The 18,959-nt window shown below is 61.8% G+C and carries 22 protein-coding genes; 3 read left to right on the top strand and 19 right to left on the bottom strand.

Going from position 1 to position 18,959, the window contains the following annotated elements:
• Positions 1–29 precede the first annotated feature (29 nt).
• The 12 genes from EP237_RS23515 to EP237_RS13300 all read right to left on the bottom strand — a co-directional run bounded on the left by EP237_RS23515 (position 30) and on the right by EP237_RS13300 (position 8,947).
• A complete protein-coding gene (locus tag EP237_RS23515; RefSeq protein ID WP_240661633.1) occupies positions 30–542 on the bottom strand; it encodes a vitamin K epoxide reductase family protein in 513 nt (170 codons plus the stop codon).
• Positions 449–2,203 (bottom strand): NAD-dependent epimerase/dehydratase family protein, encoded by a 1,755-nt coding sequence (locus tag EP237_RS13345; RefSeq protein WP_240661632.1) that lies wholly within the window; start codon positions 2,201–2,203, stop codon positions 449–451. Before EP237_RS13345 ends, EP237_RS23515 begins: the two co-directional genes overlap by 94 nt.
• Positions 2,204–2,223: 20 nt before the next feature.
• Positions 2,224–2,370 (bottom strand): hypothetical protein, encoded by a 147-nt coding sequence (locus EP237_RS23140; RefSeq protein WP_164744707.1) that lies wholly within the window; start codon positions 2,368–2,370, stop codon positions 2,224–2,226.
• A 182-nt stretch (positions 2,371–2,552) separates the two neighbouring features.
• Positions 2,553–3,140, bottom strand: coding sequence for a L,D-transpeptidase (locus tag EP237_RS13340; protein WP_127561396.1), 588 nt, complete (start codon positions 3,138–3,140; stop codon positions 2,553–2,555).
• A 114-nt stretch (positions 3,141–3,254) separates the two neighbouring features.
• The gene (locus tag EP237_RS13335; RefSeq protein ID WP_127561395.1) at positions 3,255–3,992 is read right to left on the bottom strand and encodes a DsbA family protein; all 738 of its coding nucleotides are present in this window, start codon (positions 3,990–3,992) and stop codon (positions 3,255–3,257) included.
• Position 3,993: 1 nt separating this feature from the next.
• Entirely contained in the window at positions 3,994–4,485 is a 492-nt protein-coding gene (locus tag EP237_RS13330; protein ID WP_127561394.1) for a c-type cytochrome, read from the bottom strand.
• On the bottom strand, positions 4,482–5,873 hold the full coding sequence (locus EP237_RS13325) for a multicopper oxidase family protein (protein WP_476703633.1): 1,392 nt from the start codon (positions 5,871–5,873) through the stop codon (positions 4,482–4,484). Before EP237_RS13325 ends, EP237_RS13330 begins: the two co-directional genes overlap by 4 nt.
• Positions 5,874–5,940: 67 nt before the next feature.
• Complete coding sequence (locus EP237_RS13320; RefSeq protein ID WP_127561392.1) at positions 5,941–6,846, bottom strand: c-type cytochrome; 906 nt, start codon at positions 6,844–6,846, stop codon at positions 5,941–5,943.
• A 3-nt stretch (positions 6,847–6,849) separates the two neighbouring features.
• Complete coding sequence (locus EP237_RS13315; protein WP_127561391.1) at positions 6,850–7,449, bottom strand: c-type cytochrome; 600 nt, start codon at positions 7,447–7,449, stop codon at positions 6,850–6,852.
• Between the two features lie 30 nt (positions 7,450–7,479).
• Positions 7,480–7,857 (bottom strand): hypothetical protein, encoded by a 378-nt coding sequence (locus EP237_RS13310; RefSeq protein WP_127561390.1) that lies wholly within the window; start codon positions 7,855–7,857, stop codon positions 7,480–7,482.
• Positions 7,857–8,315 carry a c-type cytochrome gene (locus tag EP237_RS13305; RefSeq protein WP_127561389.1) on the bottom strand — a complete coding sequence of 153 codons (459 nt, stop codon included), beginning with the start codon at positions 8,313–8,315 and terminating at the stop codon, positions 7,857–7,859. Before EP237_RS13305 ends, EP237_RS13310 begins: the two co-directional genes overlap by 1 nt.
• A gap of 38 nt (positions 8,316–8,353) precedes the next feature.
• The gene (locus tag EP237_RS13300; protein ID WP_127561388.1) at positions 8,354–8,947 is read right to left on the bottom strand and encodes a L,D-transpeptidase; all 594 of its coding nucleotides are present in this window, start codon (positions 8,945–8,947) and stop codon (positions 8,354–8,356) included.
• Between the two features lie 93 nt (positions 8,948–9,040).
• Here EP237_RS13300 and EP237_RS23510 point away from each other — a divergent pair, with 93 nt between their 5' ends.
• From EP237_RS23510 to EP237_RS13285, 3 genes are read left to right on the top strand one after another with little or no spacing between them, the layout of a single operon-like run.
• Complete coding sequence (locus tag EP237_RS23510) at positions 9,041–9,424, top strand: DUF2933 domain-containing protein (RefSeq protein ID WP_240661631.1); 384 nt, start codon at positions 9,041–9,043, stop codon at positions 9,422–9,424.
• Between the two features lie 2 nt (positions 9,425–9,426).
• Entirely contained in the window at positions 9,427–9,648 is a 222-nt protein-coding gene (locus EP237_RS13290; RefSeq protein WP_127561387.1) for a hypothetical protein, read from the top strand.
• Between the two features lie 29 nt (positions 9,649–9,677).
• The gene (locus EP237_RS13285; RefSeq protein WP_206052295.1) at positions 9,678–11,792 is read left to right on the top strand and encodes a protein-disulfide reductase DsbD family protein; all 2,115 of its coding nucleotides are present in this window, start codon (positions 9,678–9,680) and stop codon (positions 11,790–11,792) included.
• 21 nt (positions 11,793–11,813) lie between these two features.
• Here the strand turns inward: EP237_RS13285 and ccmI are convergent, their stop codons facing one another.
• From ccmI to cueR, 7 genes are all read right to left on the bottom strand, one after another.
• Entirely contained in the window at positions 11,814–12,962 is a 1,149-nt protein-coding gene (gene ccmI, locus EP237_RS13280; protein ID WP_127561386.1) for a c-type cytochrome biogenesis protein CcmI, read from the bottom strand.
• Positions 12,959–13,444, bottom strand: coding sequence for a cytochrome c-type biogenesis protein (locus EP237_RS13275; RefSeq protein WP_127561385.1), 486 nt, complete (start codon positions 13,442–13,444; stop codon positions 12,959–12,961). Before EP237_RS13275 ends, ccmI begins: the two co-directional genes overlap by 4 nt.
• Positions 13,441–13,998 (bottom strand): DsbE family thiol:disulfide interchange protein, encoded by a 558-nt coding sequence (locus EP237_RS13270; protein WP_127561384.1) that lies wholly within the window; start codon positions 13,996–13,998, stop codon positions 13,441–13,443. Before EP237_RS13270 ends, EP237_RS13275 begins: the two co-directional genes overlap by 4 nt.
• A gap of 4 nt (positions 13,999–14,002) precedes the next feature.
• Complete coding sequence (locus tag EP237_RS13265; protein ID WP_127561477.1) at positions 14,003–16,006, bottom strand: heme lyase CcmF/NrfE family subunit; 2,004 nt, start codon at positions 16,004–16,006, stop codon at positions 14,003–14,005.
• Between the two features lie 7 nt (positions 16,007–16,013).
• Positions 16,014–17,462, bottom strand: a complete 1,449-nt coding sequence (locus EP237_RS13260; protein WP_206052294.1) for an ATP-binding protein — start codon at positions 17,460–17,462, stop codon at positions 16,014–16,016.
• Positions 17,459–18,184 (bottom strand): response regulator, encoded by a 726-nt coding sequence (locus EP237_RS13255; RefSeq protein WP_127561383.1) that lies wholly within the window; start codon positions 18,182–18,184, stop codon positions 17,459–17,461. Before EP237_RS13255 ends, EP237_RS13260 begins: the two co-directional genes overlap by 4 nt.
• Positions 18,185–18,527: 343 nt before the next feature.
• Entirely contained in the window at positions 18,528–18,947 is a 420-nt protein-coding gene (gene cueR, locus EP237_RS13250; RefSeq protein WP_127561382.1) for a Cu(I)-responsive transcriptional regulator, read from the bottom strand.
• Positions 18,948–18,959: the final 12 nt, after the last annotated feature.

Genomic DNA, 18,959 nt, shown 5'->3' with positions numbered 1-18,959 from the left:
CGTATGCTCTGCCGGAAGACCTGTATCGGTCACGCGTCGAAGCTCATCTCGCCCCCCGTCGTGCCACCGGGCAGCGCATCGCCGCGGAAGAACGCGCGCCAGAACGGTCTGCCCCGGCGCGTGTTCCAGACCATGAACTGCACCATCGCGACAATCTCATCGAGCGAGAACGGGATCATGATCAGCATGGCCAGCGCCGCCAGCAGGCAGATCGTGCAATAGGTGCCGATGGTGATCGGCTGGATGATAACGAAGTAGATGCTGACCACGCCGAGCGGCCCGACCACGATCCCGAACAGCGCCACCATCCAGGGCATCGTGCGCCAGCGCAGGCGGCTGCCCATCACGCCCATCAATATCTCGAACATGTAGCTCATGGCACCCAGGCCGCCATCGGCAATGGGCCAGGCTTTCGAGACCTCCGAGGTGATGATGTATTCGGTGCCGTTCAGCGCCGAGGGTGAGGAAAAGAGCGACTCCCACACGGCATCGACATGGCCGAGCTGATAGGCCGACAGGATGCGCGACAGGATGAAGCCCACGACACCGAGCGCATGATGATCGGCAGGCGCTGGACATAGGTGGAGGGGCAATATGTCCAGCCGGGCGGGATGTCGCTATCGTCCATCATCCCCTCGCGTGACATGCCCGGCATCATCGGGATCAGGATCGTCAGGGCGACCACCAGCGCGCCGATCAGCGTGTCATTGGCATAGACGGCCGCATCCGGCGTCCAGAACACCAGAGGCGCGGCCATCAGCCAGACGCCAAGCGCGGCATTTGCCCATTGCGCCCAACCATTGCCGGGGCGCAGCGACAGGGCGGCAAAGACCATGATGGCAAGCCCGGTGAAGACATCGTTCCACGCGGTCAGCCAGCTGCGGGTCGCTGCGGTCCAGAGCCCGCGAACCTCCGTCACGCGAAGGACCGCCGCGCTGAATTCGGTCTGGTCGAAAGTGCCGAAAACCGATGGTGCGGTGGCCAGCCACAGGCCGAGCGCCATGACCAGCCAATGCACCCAGAGCATAGAGAAATGCATCTGCCGCATGTGTTGATCATGCTCGCGCCTGGCGGTGTCCGCTTCTGCCTCGGTCGGCGCCTCCTCGGCAGCCTCTTCCGCCGCGGCGGTCTCGACCTTGGCCGCCGAGACCCGCGCCGCGTTCAATCCGTTCGCCTCATACCATCCGTAGGGATCGTCCTTCAGGCTCTGAAGGATGCCCGGCATGTCGTCGCGCAGGCTGTGTTCGGGCGTCCAGTTCAGGTGCTTTTTCGCCGCCGACAGGGCGAGCTCATAGTGGTCGCTGGAGATATCGACCATCCAGGCCTGGATGAAGGCATCCTTGCCGAAGACCTCATTTTCCGTCCAGGCACCGAGCTTGGCCAGTTGCGGCGGCACGTTCCAGGTGATCCAGTCCTCGCCATGCAGCTCGCGCCCAATCAGCCGCTGCAAGTCTCCGAACGGGATCGGGTCGGTTTCACCCAGAAGCACGGGAAAGACGTCCGGCAGTTTGGCGCGCCGGTCAACGATGCGGGCCACCGCGTCGAGGAAATCATCCAGAGGCAGAAACGCCTGGCCGCGCGACAGATCGCCCGGATAGACCTTGCCGTTGAAGCGTCGTTCATGAATGCGGGCGATCTGGTGGGCCAGGAACGCCGATTTTCCGGTGACGTCATAGATACCGGCGGGGCGCATCAGCACAAGTTTCTCCTCGCCCCGTTCCTCGCGCAGCACCTTTTCCGTGCGCACCTTCGATGCGCGGTAGGGAAACTTGGGTTCGAGAGGATGATCCTCGTCTATCGGTTCCCCCGGCTCGGTCGGCGCATGGGCCAGCATGGTGGAGGCGAAGACGAATTGTTCCAGCTCGAACGCCTGAAGCCCCTTCAGCAGCCGTCGTGAGCCCTCGACCGTGACGGCATCATAGGCCGGATTATCCTCGCCGCTGAGATCGAAATAGCCCGCGAGGTGAATGCAGGCGGCGATCCTGTCGCCATAGGCCAGCCGAACGCGATCAAGCGCGGTATCGACGCTTGCCTGATCGGTGATATCGAAACAGACGCATTCTGCCTGGTGCGGCGGATGCGGCGGCGCATACCGGTCAAGTCCGACGACGCGGTAGGTTCCGTGCAACCGTCGCACTACGGCGGACCCGAGATACCCGCTCGACCCTGTGACAATGACGACAGGTTTGTTGTCATCCGACATGGTGCTGCTCCGGCTTCAGGCTATGTGCGCAGGCATTTCACCAGCGCCGCGATCGCGAGAACCAGAGCCACTATGATCAATAGCCAGACGACTCCCACGCCGAGCATCATGCCGCCAGTCATCATTACACCATCAACCATGAATCCCGTCCCTTGTTCGATTTCCATGGGTTCTCAACTATTGCGTTGGCATCTGGTTCCGATTTCGAGCGCCGGACGGGCGGAAGCCGCGTTTGGGATTCAAACCGATCGCCACGGACCTCCTTCGATGAGCAGTACTGCTACGTCTTGACGGTCTGGATCACGTCTTCGCCGTTGGCCAACGACCGCGCATTAAGAAGGTCGCCGGATCAGGCGGTATTCACCTTGGGATGGAGGTGGACCTGCGCGCCGATGTCTACACGGGGATAGAGGTCTATGACATGCTCATTGGTTAGGCGGGCACAGCCGTTCGATACGGCGCTGCCTATGGTGTCAGGCGCATTGGTACCATGGATCCGCAGGTAAGTGTCGCGTCCATCAGCATCGTAGAGATAAAGCGCCCGCGCACCGAGCGGGTTGTTGGGCCCACCAGGGACGCCGCCTGCAAACTGGGCATAGCGTTCGGGATTGCGCCGGATCATGGCATCCGTCGGCCGCCACCACGGCCATTCCGCCTTGCGTGCAACCGTAAAAGTGCCCGGCTCGTAAAGGTTTGCGCGTCCGACGCCTACACCGTAGCGGATGGCCAATCCGCGATCCAACATGAAATAGAGGTAAAAATCGTCCGGCGTGACGTGAATATCGCCAGCCAGCCAATCGGCCCGATAGGTATTGACGAGTTGCGGCAGGAAGCGTTCAGGCAAAATGACGGGATGCGCCAAGCTGCCGGATGCGCCGAGGACCGCGGTTGTGCCGATGCCAGCGATGAAGGCCCGGCGGGCCATATCTGAAGTCATAATGCTTTCCTTTCCATCAATTGTTGCGACATCAACGCCAACTGCAAAAACAACCCCCGTTTCGCTTCTCTTCCTTTCACATGGCCATTCTGGTCTTGTCGTCGCGACCAACGCCTATTGCGCTTGCTCCTCACGCACCTCGTCAACCAGTCGCTGAAGAACCTCCTGCTCCACTGCACCCGGAACCAGATTGTCACCCAGAATGAATGTTGGCGTTCCCGTAATTCCCAGAAGATCGGCGAGCCTAATCGAGGTTTCGATATGCTCCGCGACTTCGGGGGCTTCCATGTCAGCGCGCAGCTGGTCGATATCCAGACCGACCTCCTCCGCGATCCTCAGGACCGAGCGTTCCTCGGCCCGGCCATTCATACCCATCAGGGCCCAGTGGAACTCCTCGTAAAACCCTTGTTGACGTGCAGCGAGCGCGGCACGGGCGGCAAAGACCGAGCCTTCACCGAGGATCGGCCACTCACGATAAACCAGGCGGATACCGGGATCGGCTTCGATCAGGCCTTCGACGGCCGGAACGGCACGGCGGCAATAGGGGCAATTGTAGTCGAAAAACTCCACGATGGTCACATCGCCATCCTGATTGGCCAGCACCGGCGCATTTGAATCGCGTTCCAGTAGCTGACGCTGCGCGGCGATAATGTCGGCGCTTGCGGTCACCCGGTCCTGCGCTGCACGCTCTTCGAGGATTGCGATGGCTTCCACAAGAATCTCGGGGTTCGCAAGGATGGTCTCGCGCACCAGTTCGCGCACGCGGTCCTCGGTCATGGCTTCCTGGGCCGTGGCGGCAAGCGGCAGGACGAGCAGCAATGCAGCGACGAAAATTCGTTTGATCAAGGTCATTTCAACGGTCTCCCCGGGCGGAAATCTCCGCCTCTGTGCGAACGGCCTGGATCTCTTGGATCCTGTCGGGCCAGGTGGATCGAATGTAGGCGAGAATATTCCAGATCTCCTGTGGTGTCAGGCTGTCGGCAAAACCCGGCATGCCGCTGTCGAACGTGACCCCCATACGGGCCATCACTTCATCGCCGCCAAGGGCCGTGTAGTTGTAAAGCACCGCATCGGAATGGTGCCAGGTATGCCCGGTGTCATCATGGGGCGGCGCGGGCAAGATGCCATCCGCGCCGGGTGTGCGCCAGTCCGGCTGCCCCCCCAGTTCGGCCCCATGACAGGTAGCGCAGTTCTGGGCGTAGAGGGCGGCACCTTGGGACAGGCCCACAGTTTCTGGCATAGTTGGTAATACTTCGGAGGCCGTCTGTGCCGTGGCGGGCGTCGAGGGCGCAACCACGCTGGCGATTGCGATGACGGAGAGGGCAGCCTGCATGCGTTTCATCATGTCACCCGAACCCAGGTCATCATGCCCGACGCCGCGTGGGACAGCATATGGCAATGCAACAGCCAGTCGCCCGGATTGTCGGCGGCAAAGGCGATCTCGCGGCGTTCCGAGCTGTCCATCAGCAGCGTGTCGCGCATCGGACCAAGGGTGTTGTCTGTCAGAACCTCGCGGAAATGCATCCCGTGCAGGTGCATGGCGTGTGGAAAGGCGGTGTCGTTCGAGATGGTCAGCCTCACGATCTGCCCCCTGTCCAGCGTGGCCATTGGGCTGTCAGGCATTCCGACCATTCCGTTGAAGGCCCAGAACTGATTGGCTTGGGCCAGTTCGCGGAATCCAACCTGCTCGCCGTTGAACATGGCCTCGCGGAGCCCACCCATGGCACCACCCTCCATGTTCAGGGTCAAGTTCACGCTGTCTCCTGAAAGGTCGATCACATGGCCTGGATTCGGCGGCAGAGCGTCCGGTACTCCGCGCCGGGCGAGGCTGGCTTGGCCGCGCACCTGGAAGGTAACTTGCGGTGCGCCGCGTGCCTCATTTGCACGGGCCAAATAGGCTGTACCGCCTTCCTCGGCGGTCACATCCACGATAAGATCGGCGCGTTGACCGGGGCCGAGCACCAACACCTCATCCAGCGGCTCGGGCGCGGGCAACGGCATCCCGTCCAGCGCCATGGTCCAGCCCTCGAGCCCGATCAAACCGAGGACGAAGATCCGGGCATTGGCAGCGTTGATCAGACGCAGCCGCAGGCGCTCATTGCGCTGCACTGTCATTGTCTTGTCGAAAATGCCGCTCGTCAGGATCAGATTGCCCATGCGTCCGGCATGGCTTCGGGCGTGTGGACTCTCGAAATCATCTGGAATCTGCCCGGTTTCGGGGTCGATTAGCCAATCATCGAGCACGAACACCTCTTCCCGATCGACATCGGGGGGCGTGCCCTCCTCCACGATCAGTGCCCCGTGCAATCCGCGTGCCACCTGCTCGGTTGATCGGTTATGAGAATGATACCAATAGGTTCCGGCATCTGGTAATGTGAAGTCGTAGTCGAAACCGTCTCCGGGCTCGACCGCCGCCTGTGTCAGGCCGGGCACACCGTCCATCGCGTTGTCGATGCGGATGCCGTGCCAGTGAATGCTACTGGCCTGCGGCAAGCTATTGACGAAGCGCCGTTGCAACCGCCCGCCTTGGGCCACGCGCAGGATCGGGCCGGGGGCGGTGCCGCCATAGCCCCAGATATCGGTGGCCGGATAGCCGTCGGGGGCCAGCTGGACCGACGCGGACATCGCTTCAAGGGTTTCGAACGAGACCGTCGCCATTGCCTGACGCGGCAGGAAGCCAAGCAGGGCGGTGGCCGCGGCAGAGCTTGCCATGAAGTGTCGTCTGGTTTGCATGATTGTCTCTATCCTTCAATACGCGATTTTCCCGGGCAGTTATCCGCTGCCCGGGAAAGTCAGTCCTTCATTCCCGGCCCCAGGCATCATCCTCAGGATCCATGAGATAGGTGGCAATCGCCAACCGGTCTTCCGGTGTCATGAAACTGGTGCCGTACTGCACGACCTCCCCCATACCGCCGCCGAAGACGTCCCCGGTCGGCGTGATTCCGGTCTCGAGCGCATAGATAAGTGACTCCACCGTCCACCCCTGGTCGATCAAGTGCTCCAGTCGGATCGACGGCGCATGATCGCCGCCGGGCAACGCATCATTGCCCGCAAAGAACGATGAAGCAATCCGCGCACCGGCGATGTTACGACCAGTATGACAAGCGCCGCAATGGGCCGCACCACGGGCCAGTTCCCGGCCCCGGTTCCAGACATCGCTTCGCCCTTCCATTGGCTCCGTCTCCGGGTCGGTGAGGAAGGCAGCTCGCCAAAGTTTCAGGCTCCACCTCATGTTGAAGGGAAACCCGACATCGTGGGCAGGTACCGCCTCGGCGACCGCCGGAACTGTCTGAAACGCCGCCCAGAGATCCGCAATATCCTGATCCGTGAAATTTGCGTAGAACGGATAGGTGAAGGTTGGGTAATAGGGCTCTCCCTCCGGGCTGATGCCCTGTCGAACAGCCATGGCGAAGTCATCGATAGTCCAGTCTCCGATGCCCTGCACTGGATCGGTGGTGAGGTTCGGGGAATAGAAGGTGCCGAACGGCGTCTCCAGTTCCACGCCGCCCGCAAGCGGTGCGCCGCCCGCCGCGACATTGGTGTGACAGGCGATGCAGCCGCTGGCACGGGCCAGATAGGCCCCGCGACCGACATCACCGGCAAGCTCGATTGGATCGGGCGGAGTTCCGATAGGCCAGAGGATGGCGGCACCGGATGTAACCACAGCCGCGCCGGAAAGAAGGCCTGCAAGTTTCCACTTCCGCATCCGTCAATCTCGCTCGGTGCGGAATTGGGTGTGACAGGCCGAACAGGCCTGAGCGGCAACCGCGAAAACCCGATCCACTGGCATCTGCGCCAGCATTGCGGGGTCAGGGGCGACACTGCCGCCCATCATGGCGGATCCGCCACCCATCATAGTAGAAGAGCCACCGCCCATCATCGAGGCGTTGCCGCCCATCATGGTGGAATTGTCCATCTGTCCGGGCATGGCTGATCCCGGCGGATTATCGGCGGCCTCGGCCAGCGCGCCGGCAACAAGTTCCAGCCGCATTGCCATCGCCTCGAAGGTCGCCCAGTCCTGCCAGATTTCGGCCCGTGCATAGGAGGCGTCGTCGTCGCTGCCTTCGGGAAACAGCGCTGTCATGGTCTCGCCCGCATGGCGTTCGATTATTGCCGCCGTATCGATGACGGCGTCGCGGTCATATTCGACCTGACCCTGCATCATGGGCGTCAGATCGCGCACCGCATCGCGCATCGCCACCATGCCATCCATGCGTTCGCGCACGATGCCGGTGGCACCCTCATGCGAAGCTGCAATGCTCGCGGCAAGCAGGCTGCCGGCTGTCAGGGTCACAAGTGTCTTTTTCATATCTTTTTCCTCGGTCTTGAATGTTCGGGGTTACATTAAGACCGACCCTCGTGGGGGCGGCGGATCATCGACCTGGATGAAGGATGTCAGGTGGTGACCAGGATTGATGACGGAAAGGTGAATCAATTGCCGCCAAAAGGATGCTCTTTCATGGTCGGACATCACAGCCGTCAGAGAACAGTCCAGCCCCGGATGACAATGCCCCCCGATCTCCGGATGATCCGGCCCCGATTGCGCGTGATCAAGAGCGCCGTGCGAACGGGTGTCCAGCGTCTCGACCGGAGCACCGGTCTGGTTTCCGGCAAAATCTCCCGCATCAGGAAACACCTTTGCCGCGATGCCGAGCGCCAAGACGCAAACCAGGGCAATCAAACGGATCGGATCGGATATCCCGAAACAGAGGCGCATCAGGAAATCCCGTTCTCGCGCTGCAACTCACGGATATATTGGATTATGGACCGGACATCGCCATTGGTTAATCCGTCAATGCTTGGCATGTTGCCGAAATTCCAGTGATGCGAACGCACGCCGTTGCGCACGGCCATCAGGAATGCCTGGTCGGAATGGTGGTTGGGTTCATAGGTGATATGCACAAGTGGTGGTGCGACGCCATTCTGTCCTGTGGCATTCGTACCGTGGCAGTCGGCGCAGGCGGCCTCGAAGACGCGCTGCCCGATCTGCGCCTCGGCGGACATTGCGGCAGGCAGGGAAACCTCGACGATGGGCCCGCCCTCCTCCACTTCGGAAAGGTCCGGTGGCTCCATGGAATGCGTCGGCGTGGTCTCTTCCCTCGTGAGGAAATTGGCGACAGCCAATCCAAGACCGATGAGAAAAAAAGCTGTGACGCCGATACCTGCTTTTGACATTTAGATTTACTTTCCTTGTAGATCCGGTGGCGAAGAAGTCAGATCAACCGAACCTGGGTTCCGAGCGGGGTGCGGTCATAAACCTCTTCAATCTGTTCGTTGAACAGACCGATGCACCCATTTGAGGATCGGCGCCCGATCTTGCGCGTGTCCTGGGTTCCGTGAATTCTGTAGTATTGCCAACTGAGATACAGCGCCCGCGTTCCGAGCGGATTGGTCGGGTCGCCGCCGGGCACATAGGCTGGCCATTCAGGGTTGCGCTCGCGCATCGTCGGTGTGGGAGCCCAACCGGGGTTCTCGCGCTTCTCCACCACTTCGGTATATCCCCTGCGAGTCAATTCATCCGTCGCGGGGACGGATGTGGGATAGATCCGCATCTCGCCATCTGCCGTCCAGTGCTGAAGGGTCCGCCTATTGGTGTCGGACAGGATGGCCCCAAGCCCCAGGGCGTCGAAATGATCGCGCCAGTCATGCACTGCGAATGATGATATGTTGCGCCGCGTTCCGGCAGCTGACGCAGGATCGTCGCCGGAGGCGCGAAGAACAGCCGGGGCTGCCAACGCGGACACTCCAACCGCCGCCGCCGTCAGCAACCGACGTCGCGTGAGGGTCTGTGTCTTGTTCTTGCTCATACCTGCCACTGCTCTTGAAGGCGCAACAGGTTTCTTTTCGAGCCTTCCAGTGCGGGAAGGTCAATCCAAATGCGGCTTACAAATTCGTGATTATTGTATCGCTATGTAACATTGACCTTCCCGCGCTGGAACCAACTCAATGGAACGCAACAGAAAACAGCAACGAAGGTGAGTCAGGTGCGCAATTCGTCAATTCAAAGCCAGGTCGGCAATCAGTTCGCCAAGTTCGGGATGGTTGCATGCTGCCTGATTATGGTCGCCCCCATCGCGGCTGTCTTGCTGACCGGAGGAGTTGACGCGGTTCTGGGCAATATTGGCCTGTTTCTACCGCTTGCAGCGTGCCTGGGAATGCATGTGGTCATGCACCGCATGATGGGCCGATCCTGTCACGGGGAGGGATCACCGGAAACCGAGGCTGACCCGCAGCAGGACACCGTGACCATCGCGCGCCCCGGAACCGTTGCACAAACCCGTTGAGCATGCGGCCTCATTGGCGCAAGATCGTTTTGTTCGGCCTTCTGCTTGGACTGGGCGGCTGCGGCGTCGCGTTCCAGCAATGCAATGATCCGGCGCTGACGATGGACGATGTCGGATTGGCCGCACCGGGTGTCGGGGCCAACTGCCGAGCCGTTGAAAACCTGGGTGAAGGCGTCTACCGGGTAGAATGCGACGGCAACCGCACGGGCTTTGTCGTTCGCTAGCCGCGGATAGGATCAAGAAAGGGAATCCGATGGGCAGAATGTCCTCCTTCCGGTGGGTAATCGCGCTGGTCGCTCTGCTCTTTTCACTGTCGCTGCCCGCCATGTCGGCGACGTCCGATGTCGTGAGCAGCCCCGCCGTCGAGATCAGGCTGGTAACGGCGGAGAACCGGATCGCGCCGGGTGCAAGCTCGGTCTCTGCCGGTCTCGACCTGTCGTTGTCGCAGGGCTGGAAGACCTATTGGCGCAGCCCGGGTGAAGTGGGCTTGCCGCCCGAGCTGGATTTCACCGGATCGGACAATGTGGCCGAGGTCGAGATCCTGTGGCCTGCACCGGAGCGTTTTACCGCCTTCGGCATTCAGAATTTCGGCTATTCGGGAGAGCTCGTCCTGCCCGTCCGCATCCATCTGGAGCGACCGGGAGAGGCCGTCAGCCTGCGGGTCGAGGCCAGTATCCTAGTCTGTTCGGACGTCTGCGTGCCGTCGAGCTTCACCTTCGCGGTCGATCTGCCCGCAGGGGGGGCCGGAACGCAGGACGCGATCGACCGGGCCTCGGCGGCGCGGATCGCGACCTTTGCCGCAAGGGTGCCGCTCGTTGGCCCGACCGACGCGATCTCGGACGTTGCCGCCTTCGTGAACGAGGACGACCGGACGCTGACCGTCACGGCACAAGGAAGCCATTCCTTCGAGGCACCGGACGTGTTTCCCGAAATAGGCAGTTTCACGGCGTTCGGCGAACCCGATATCCGGCTTGCGGATAACGGGCGTGCGCTGTGGGCGCAGTTTCCGATCTTGTCGCTGGACCCGGACGCGCCAGCGCCCGTGATCACGCTTACCGATGGCGACCTGGCACGCACAGTCGAGGCGCGCGCTCTGGACGCTTCCCCACCGGCCCCGTTTGCACTCCAGGTTGAGCGAAGGCCGATATCCGCCTTGGTCTGGATCGGGCTGATCGCCTTTCTGGGCGGGCTCATCCTGAATGTGATGCCCTGCGTTCTTCCGGTGCTGTCGATCAAGTTGGCATCGGTGATCACCGGCAGGGACAAGACCAGCGGGGAAATCCGCGCGAGGTTTCTGGCCTCGGCCGTCGGGGTGATGGCGTTCATGTGGGTGCTGGCCGCTGCGACGTTCGGCTTGCGTCAGGTCGGCGTCACGGTGGGGTGGGGATTGCAGTTCCAGAACCCCGGATTCCTGGCCCTGATGGTCGTCATCCTGTCCATCTTTGCCGCGAACATGCTGGGGCTGTTCGAAATTTCCTTGCCGTCGCGGATGCAGACCCGCCTGGCCGGCAGCGGCGCGCGGCGCGGTTATGGCGGGGATTTCGCCACCGGGGCCTTTGCCGCCATGCTGGCCACGCCGTGTTCCGCGCCCTTCCTGGGCACCGCCATCGCCTTTGCCTTGACCGGCGGTATCGTCGATATCGGCGTCGTGTTCACCGGGCTCGGGCTTGGCCTTGCCACGCCCTATTTCGCGGTCGCCGCCTATCCACGCCTGGCGCTGATAGCGCCGAAGCCGGGGCGGTGGATGATCGTGCTGAAGGTGGTTCTGGGTCTCTTGCTGCTCCTGACCGCGGCCTGGCTGGTCTGGGTCCTGTCGGGCGTGGCCGGACCGGTTTCGGTGTCGGTGACCGTCGGGCTGGTAATCGCCCTGATCGGTCTGCTGACCGTGAAGCGCGTGCCGCCGGTTGCAAGATGGGCCGGCGTCGCAGTGTTGGCTGTGGCCCCGATCTACGCGGCGGGCCAGTTCGCGGATCAGGACGGGGCGGTCCGGGAGGCGGGCACCGAATGGATCAACTTCGACCGGGCCGCGATTGCCCGCCATGTCTCGCGCGGAGAAACCGTGTTCGTCGATGTGACCGCAGATTGGTGCCTGACCTGCCAGGCCAACAAGGTTCTGGTCCTTGACCGCGACCCGGTGGCGGAAGCCCTGGCAGCGGAAGGTGTGATCGCCATGCGCGCCGACTGGACGCGACCCGATGAGGATATCTCGCGCTATCTTGCCGCCTTCGACCGCTACGGGATTCCGTTCAACGCGGTTTATGGCCCCGGTGCCCCGGAAGGGATCGTGCTGCCGGAGCTCCTGAATGCCGAGGTGGTCATGGAGGCACTGCGCGAAGCGGCGACCAGCGCGGTGGCCGCCGCTGACTGAGCCCCGCCGCTGGCGGTCAGGTCAGTCTGCAAGATCGCCTGAAAGCTCCTCGAAGCTTTGCCGCGCAGGACCGGTTTCAGGAAGCAGCGGCTCGGCGCGGGCAAGAGCGTCGCGCGCGGCATCGAGCTCGCCCAGAACCCGGTACGCATTGGCCAGCCGCAACCAGCCCTCCAGGTCGTCCGACTCCTCCTCCAGCCGGGCGGCAAGGCGCGCGACCATGGATTGCACCATCGCGGCGCGGTCCTCGGCGCTCAATTCCGCCGCGGCCTCCATGTCAGCCGCACTTGGGCCGGGCGTGTCGGTTCCGGCCATCAGCATCATCGGGCCGACCGGCGCCCGCCCAATGCGCTCTCCGATCCGGTTCAGGCGGGCGATAAAGATCTCCATCCATGGGGCGATCTCGGTCTCGACCGCAATCCGGTTCGCCAGGGCATCATAGGCCATTGCGCTGCTGCCGGATTGTTCAAGTGCGATGGCCTGGTAGTAGACCGCTGCCGGATTGAGCGGATCCATTTCAACCGCCCGGTCAATCGCTGCCCCGGCGGGTGGTGTCACAATCCCGTCCTCATTGGCAATCATCGCCTCGGCCAGCTGCGAGAACGTGGCCGAGGAGGCTTCGGGACGCTCGGAGGCAACGATAAACGCGTCGACCGCGGCGGAATAATCGTCCATCCGCATGAAGGTCTGGCCAAGCAATATCCAGCCCTCATGCGAACCACCATCAGGTTCGGCCTCCAGGCGGTCGCGCAGTTCGGCGGCAAGGCCTGCTAGTTCACTTGCTGCCGCCTGTTCCGCCCCACGCTCGGCGAAGGGCGCGCTTGGCACGTCGGGTTGACCCAGGACGACGTAGAGCCCGACGCCGCTGGTCAGGACGACCGCGAGGACAGGAACCAGAACCCAGGCACCGCGCAGAGGGGACGCGGCAGTGTGGGTCTGCGCGCCCGAATAGCTCAGCAGACGCCGCTTGACCTCGATCCCGGCGTCGCGGGCTTCGGCACTGTTGATCAGCCCGCGCGCTTCGTCCCGCTCGATCTCCGCCAGTTGGTCGCGCAGAACGGCAACCGCGCCTGCGTCGCGATCGCCTCCGTTCTCACCACCCTGGCGCAGCGTCAGCAGCACGAACAGGATCGCAACGGCCGCCATGGCCGCGAAGATCAGGAAAAGCGTCATTGGCGGGTCTCCATCGTGGGCGGGGTGTCGATGACCGACCTGAGGGCGTCCTCCTCTTCGGCGGTCAGCCCTTCGGGTTGCTCATGTTTTCGCCGTGCCTGCCGGATGACGGCGATGCCGATGGATGCGGACAGAAGCATCATGACCAGCGGCGCAAGCCACAGGGCATAGGTCTGTGTGTTGAAGGGCGGGCGCAGCAGAACGTAATTGCCGTAGCGTGCGACCATGGCTTCCAGAACTTCGGCGTTGCTGTCACCGGCAACAATGCGCTCACGAACCAGCACCCGCATATCGCGCGCGATGCCGGCGTTGGAGCTGTCGATGTCCTGGTTCTGGCAGACGACGCAACGAAGTTGCTGCGACACCTCACGCGCGCGGGCCTCCAGCGCCGGGTCTTCCAGAATCTCGTCCGGCTCGACCGCCAGGGCGATGGTCACAGAGGTCAGCACCACTGCGAGGGCAAAGAGAAGTCGGGTGATCATGTCATGCCAGCCTGCCGGGCCTGGGCGAGGGCGGTCGTGAAGTCACGAATTGCCGCATCGCCGAGGATCGGGCCAATATGTTTGTAGAGAACCGTCCCATCCGGGCCAACGATGAAGGTTTCCGGCACCCCGGTCAGACCCCAGTCGAGGCCAACGCGCCCGTCGATATCGGAGCCGATGCGTGCGTAGGGATTGCCAAGCTCGTTCAGCCATCGCAGGGCATCCTCCGGCTCATCCTGGTAGTTGATGCCAAACAGTTGCACCCCTTCCTCCGAGACGAGGCGGGTCAGGACCGCGTGTTCGGCCCGACACGGGACGCACCACGAGGCAAAGATGTTGACAATCACCGGAGCATCATTTCCCTCCAGATCAGCGTTCGAGAAGCCAGGCACCCCGGTTCCGGCAACTTCTTGTAGGCTGAAGACCGGGGCCGGACGGGAGATCAGCACGGACGGGATGGAATTCGGATCGCGTTCGGGGTTCAGGCCCCAGAGGAAAAACGCACCAAAGACCAGAGCGATAATGACCGGGCTGGCGTAAAGAAGGCGCTTCATGGGCTTACTCCGCAGGGGTTTCAGCGGCCGCAGGTCGGCGCGCCGAACGTCGTGGCGCGCCGATACGCAGGCGCCTGTCCGACAGCGACAGGCCGCCGCCAAGAACCAGCATCGCCGAGCCGATCCAGATGAAATTCACAAGTGGTTCATAGAGAATGCGCAGCGTCCAGGCCCCCTGCTCCTCTGCCTCTGTACTGGCCGGTTCCGCTAGCGAGGCATAGAGGTCGCCTGCCAATGTGGAGCGGATTGACGATTCCGTTGTGCTGTATTGCGCGACCGGATACTGTCTGCGTTCGGGATAAAGTGTCGTCACGTAGTCGCCGTTGCGTTCGACGATGAGTGTCCCACGGTTGGCGACATAGTTCGGCCCGGTGATCCGTTCGACGCCTTCAAAAACCACATCGAAGCCGGCAATCGAGATTTCCGTTCCCGATGTGACGAAAGCGATCTCTTCAGATTTCCAGGCCGTCGAGCCGACAAAACCCACAATCGCGACGGAAAGACCGAGATGGGCCATCGTCATCCCATGGGCCGCACGCGGCAGATTCTTCACGCGGCGCAGCGCCTCCTTGATGGGGACCTCGCCGAACCGGATCCGTCCCGTCCATTCCATCACTGAGGCAAGGAATAGCCAGAGTGTAAGAGCGAGGGACAGATAGGCCAGAACCGGCCCGCCCTCGGTCAGGTACCAGACAACCAGCGCGGTCAGACCCGACAGCACGGCCGCGAATTTCAACCGTTGCAGGACACCCGCAAGATCGGCGCGTTTCCACGAAAGAAATGGGCCGATCGCCATGGCAAAGACCAGGGGCAGCATCATCGGGATGAAGGTCGAGTTGAAGAACGGTGGTCCGACGGAAAGACGTACTCCGCTGAGGGCTTCGACAAACAACGGATATAGGGTGCCGAAGAGGACGGTGCCAGTCGCCGAAGCGAGCAAAAGGTTGTTCACAAGCAATCCGGCTTCGCGGCTGATCGGACGGAACAGGCCGCCGGATTCAAGCGCCGGGGCGCGCCACGCGAAAAGCAGCAGGGAACCCCCGATGCTGAGCCCCAGAAGCCACAGGATATAGAGCCCGCGTTCGGGGTCGACGGCGAAGGCGTGGACCGACGTGAGCAGCCCCGAACGCACGATGAAGGTGCCCAGAAGCGACATGGAGAAGGTCAGGATGGCAAGCAGGATCGTCCAGCTTTTGAACGCGTCGCGTTTCTCGGTCACGATGGCGGAATGCAGCAACGCGGTGCCCAGAAGCCACGGCATAAAGCTGACATTCTCGACCGGGTCCCAGAACCACCAGCCGCCCCAGCCAAGCTCGTAATAAGCCCACCATGACCCGAGCGCGATCCCGCCGGTCAGGCTGATCCAGGCCGCAAGGGTCCAAGGCCGCACCCACCTCGCCCAGGCCGCATCGACCCGCCCTTCGATCAGCGCGGCGACAGCGAAGGAGAACACGATCGAGAACCCTACATAGCCGATATAGAGAAGAGGCGGATGCATGGCGAGGCCGACATCCTGAAGCAGCGGATTGAGATCGTGGCCATCGGGCGGCGGTGGAAAGACCCGCTCGAACGGGTTCGACGTGAAGAGCATGAAGCTGAAGAACCCGACGCTGATCCAGGCCTGCACCGAAAGTGTCCGGGCGCGCAGCCCTTCGGAAATGTTGGTGCCGAAGAACGACACGGCGGCCCCGAACACGGTCAGGATCAGCACCCACAGAAGCAAGGAGCCTTCGTGGCTGCCCCAGGTGCCCGCGATCTTGAACAGCAGCGGCTTGAGCGAATGAGAGTTCTCGACCACGTTCAACACGGTGAAATCGCTGACCACGAAAGACCGCATCAGCGCCGCGAAAGCAACGAGGGTGAAGGCCATCTGTGCGAGCGATGTCGCCCGCGCTGAACGCATCCAGAGCAGATTGCCTCGGGACGCCCCGAGCATCGGCAGGACGCTTTGAACCAGCGCGAAGCCGAAAGCGAGCGTCAGCGCGAATTGTCCGAGTTCAGGGATCATGTCTTCCTCAATGTTCGACTTGGGGATGCGGGCGAAATTCACCCGGAGCGTTTTCAGGCCCATTCGCGGAGTGCGCCGTATCGATCGGCAGGGTGACAGTGGCGATCAGCCCTCCCTCCGGCGCATTGGACAACACGACATCGCCGCCATGCGCCCGCAAGATGCCCCGCGCGATGGACAGGCCCAGACCATGGCCGCCGGTGTCCAGCGACCGCGACTGTTCCAGCCGATGGAAGGGGGCGAACACATCTTCCAGCAGGTTCTCGGGGATGCCCGGGCCATGATCGGCAATCCAGATCGCCAGAACATCGCCCTGAACGCCATAGCTGACCCGCGCATTAGCACCATATCTCTGAGCATTTTCGATGAGGTTGCGTACCGCGCGCCGAAATGCGAACGGGCGCACCGACACCGCGACATCGGGCCCCGGCGCCAGCGATGCGGGTGTGGTGAGTGTCTGGTTGATATCGCTGAGAATCTGTCCGACCAGGACGCGCTCTGACGGTTCGGAGGCACTGACGCCGCGGGCATAGGACAAGGTCGCATCCAGCATTCCCTGCATCTCTTCGATGCTGGAGGTCAGCGCATCACGGGTTTCGGAATCATCCACCATTTCCGTCCTGACCCGCAGCGCCGTCAGAGGCGAGCGCAAATCGTGGCCAATTGCGGCCAACATACGCGTGCGATCCTCGACAAACCGGGTCAGACGTTGCTGCATGATGCCGAAGGCCGCCGTCAAATCGCGCACTTCTGTCGGGCCGGTTGGTTCTATCGGTTCCATTTCCTCGCCGCGGCCCAGACGTTCGCTGGCCACGGAAAGACGCCGCAGCGGGCCTGTGATCCGCGCCATCAAGAACCAGAATCCAGCCGCCAGAAGAACCGAGGCGGTCACAACGAAGGTAACGGTCGAGCCCCATGCCCATTGAAGCGGTGGCCGTTCGAAGCGGGTTTCAACATTCAGCCAATCGCCACCGGACAGCGCAATTGAAACGCTCATCTCTATGGCCGACAGATCGCCCCGCATCATTGCAACGTGCATCTCAGCCATATCGGGCGAGAGATGTGGCAAGGGCAAGATTGTCCCCTCAACTTCATGCACATCGACCCTGATCTCACGGGTGAACTGATCACCAAGCAGCCTTCTGATCCTGTCCTCGACTGGTCCGCCATCACTGTGATTGGCGCCCAGGATTCGCGGAGTTTCAGTCACATCAAAGCGAACAAGTGGTGAATTCGCAGCACGCAGGATGGACGCATGCAGTTCGTCCGGGGCCTCTTCCAGCAGACGCGCGACGCTCGCGGAACGACCGGCCGCTTCGAAACCTAATGCTGCGCGCACCGCAAGGCTGCGTTCATCGACAAAGTAGAACAGGCTCACGATCTGGGCCGCCAACAGAACGCCGAGAAGAAGCAGGATCAATTGTCCTCGCAAACTTAAGAAGAAACTGCGGATCACGACGCAATCTCCACGTCGGTTGCCAGGCTGTAGCCGCCGTTACGGACCGTCGTGATAATCCTCGGACGCATCGGGTCGGCCTCTATCTTGCGGCGCAGCCGGCTGACCTGATTGTCGATCGTTCGGTCGAAAGGACCTGCTGAGCGTCCAGCGGTAAGATCCAGCAGCTGCTCGCGGCTGAGGATCAGCCGGGGCCGTTCCAGGAACGTGATCAATAGGCGGAATTCCGAATTGGACAGGCTTTCTTGAATCCCGGTTTCCGACAGCAGCGCGCGCCGATCAACGTCAAGGCTCCATTGGGCGAACAGAACGGTTTTTCCAGCCAGGCGTCCAGCGAGTGATTGCAAGCGCTCGCTGCGCCTGAGCACAGCCTTAATCCGGGCCAGAAGTTCACGCGGGTTGAACGGCTTGGGCAGGTAGTCATCCGCACCAATCTCAAGCCCGATGATCCGGTCCGTATCATCACCAAGCGCCGTCAGCATGATGATCGGGCAGGACCCCGAGGCCGAAAGCCTGCGACATACCGACAGCCCGTCCTCGCCCGGCATCATGACATCCAATACGATCAAGTCAAAACTGCCGACAGCAAGCTTCTGGTCCATATCCGCAGCGCCTGTTGCCGATGTCGCCCGCAAGCCGCTTTTTTGCAGGAAACGTGTCACTGCATCACGGATTTCGCGATGATCGTCCACGACGAGGATATGTGGGCTTTCTGACTTCATTGAATAAGTCCTATGCCAAAGAAAGTGGTGTTTCCGCCTCAGAATTGTCACGATATGTATCAAAGGCGGAAAGCATGACGACCCGATACATATCCAACAAAGGAACACGCTGAGGCAGCGACCATCAATCACCCGCTGATCAGCAAGCTCATGCAGTCAAAAGGGAGAAGATGCGAAATGGTTTGCTGCACAAGCCGCAGCTTTCCCATTTTCTCTCGCTGCTGAAGTCAGCCCTCTTTCTCGAACTTGCACTTTCTCGGTTGCGTCCGGGCAAGGCCGGATCGGCTCGATCCAGAAAGCGTATCTTCCCGCAAATCCGCCTGGGCGGAGTCTGCGGTCCCAGCTATGCCGTCGTATCAATCAAGTCCCCATCAGGGCATGTCGCGGCGAGATCCGCCAGGATCGGGCAATCCGGACGGTGGTCTCCGGCACAAGCGTTAACCAGATGTGAGAGGGTCGCTCGCATTTGCGCAAGTTCTGCAATCTTGTTGTCGATACGCTCGAGATGCTGCTCGGCGATCTCCTTGACCTCAGAACTGGCGCGCTGGTCATCATCGTAGAGTGCCATCAGATTGCGGCAGTCTTCTATGGTAAATCCGAGCGCGCGGGCACGGCCCAGAAACGCGAGCTTGTGTACGTCGCTGTCCAAGAAAGTACGATAGCCGTTCGCGCTCCGCAAAGGCTTTACAAGGCCAATCTCTTCATAATAGCGGATCGTCTTGGGCGGCAGGCCGGACTTTTCGGCGACGTCTCCGATGTTCATGTTGTTGTCCTC

It is taken from the genome of Nioella ostreopsis (genome assembly GCF_004000255.1).
Lineage (GTDB): Bacteria > Pseudomonadota > Alphaproteobacteria > Rhodobacterales > Rhodobacteraceae > Nioella > Nioella ostreopsis.
This window is presented reverse-complemented; position numbering and strand designations above follow the sequence as displayed.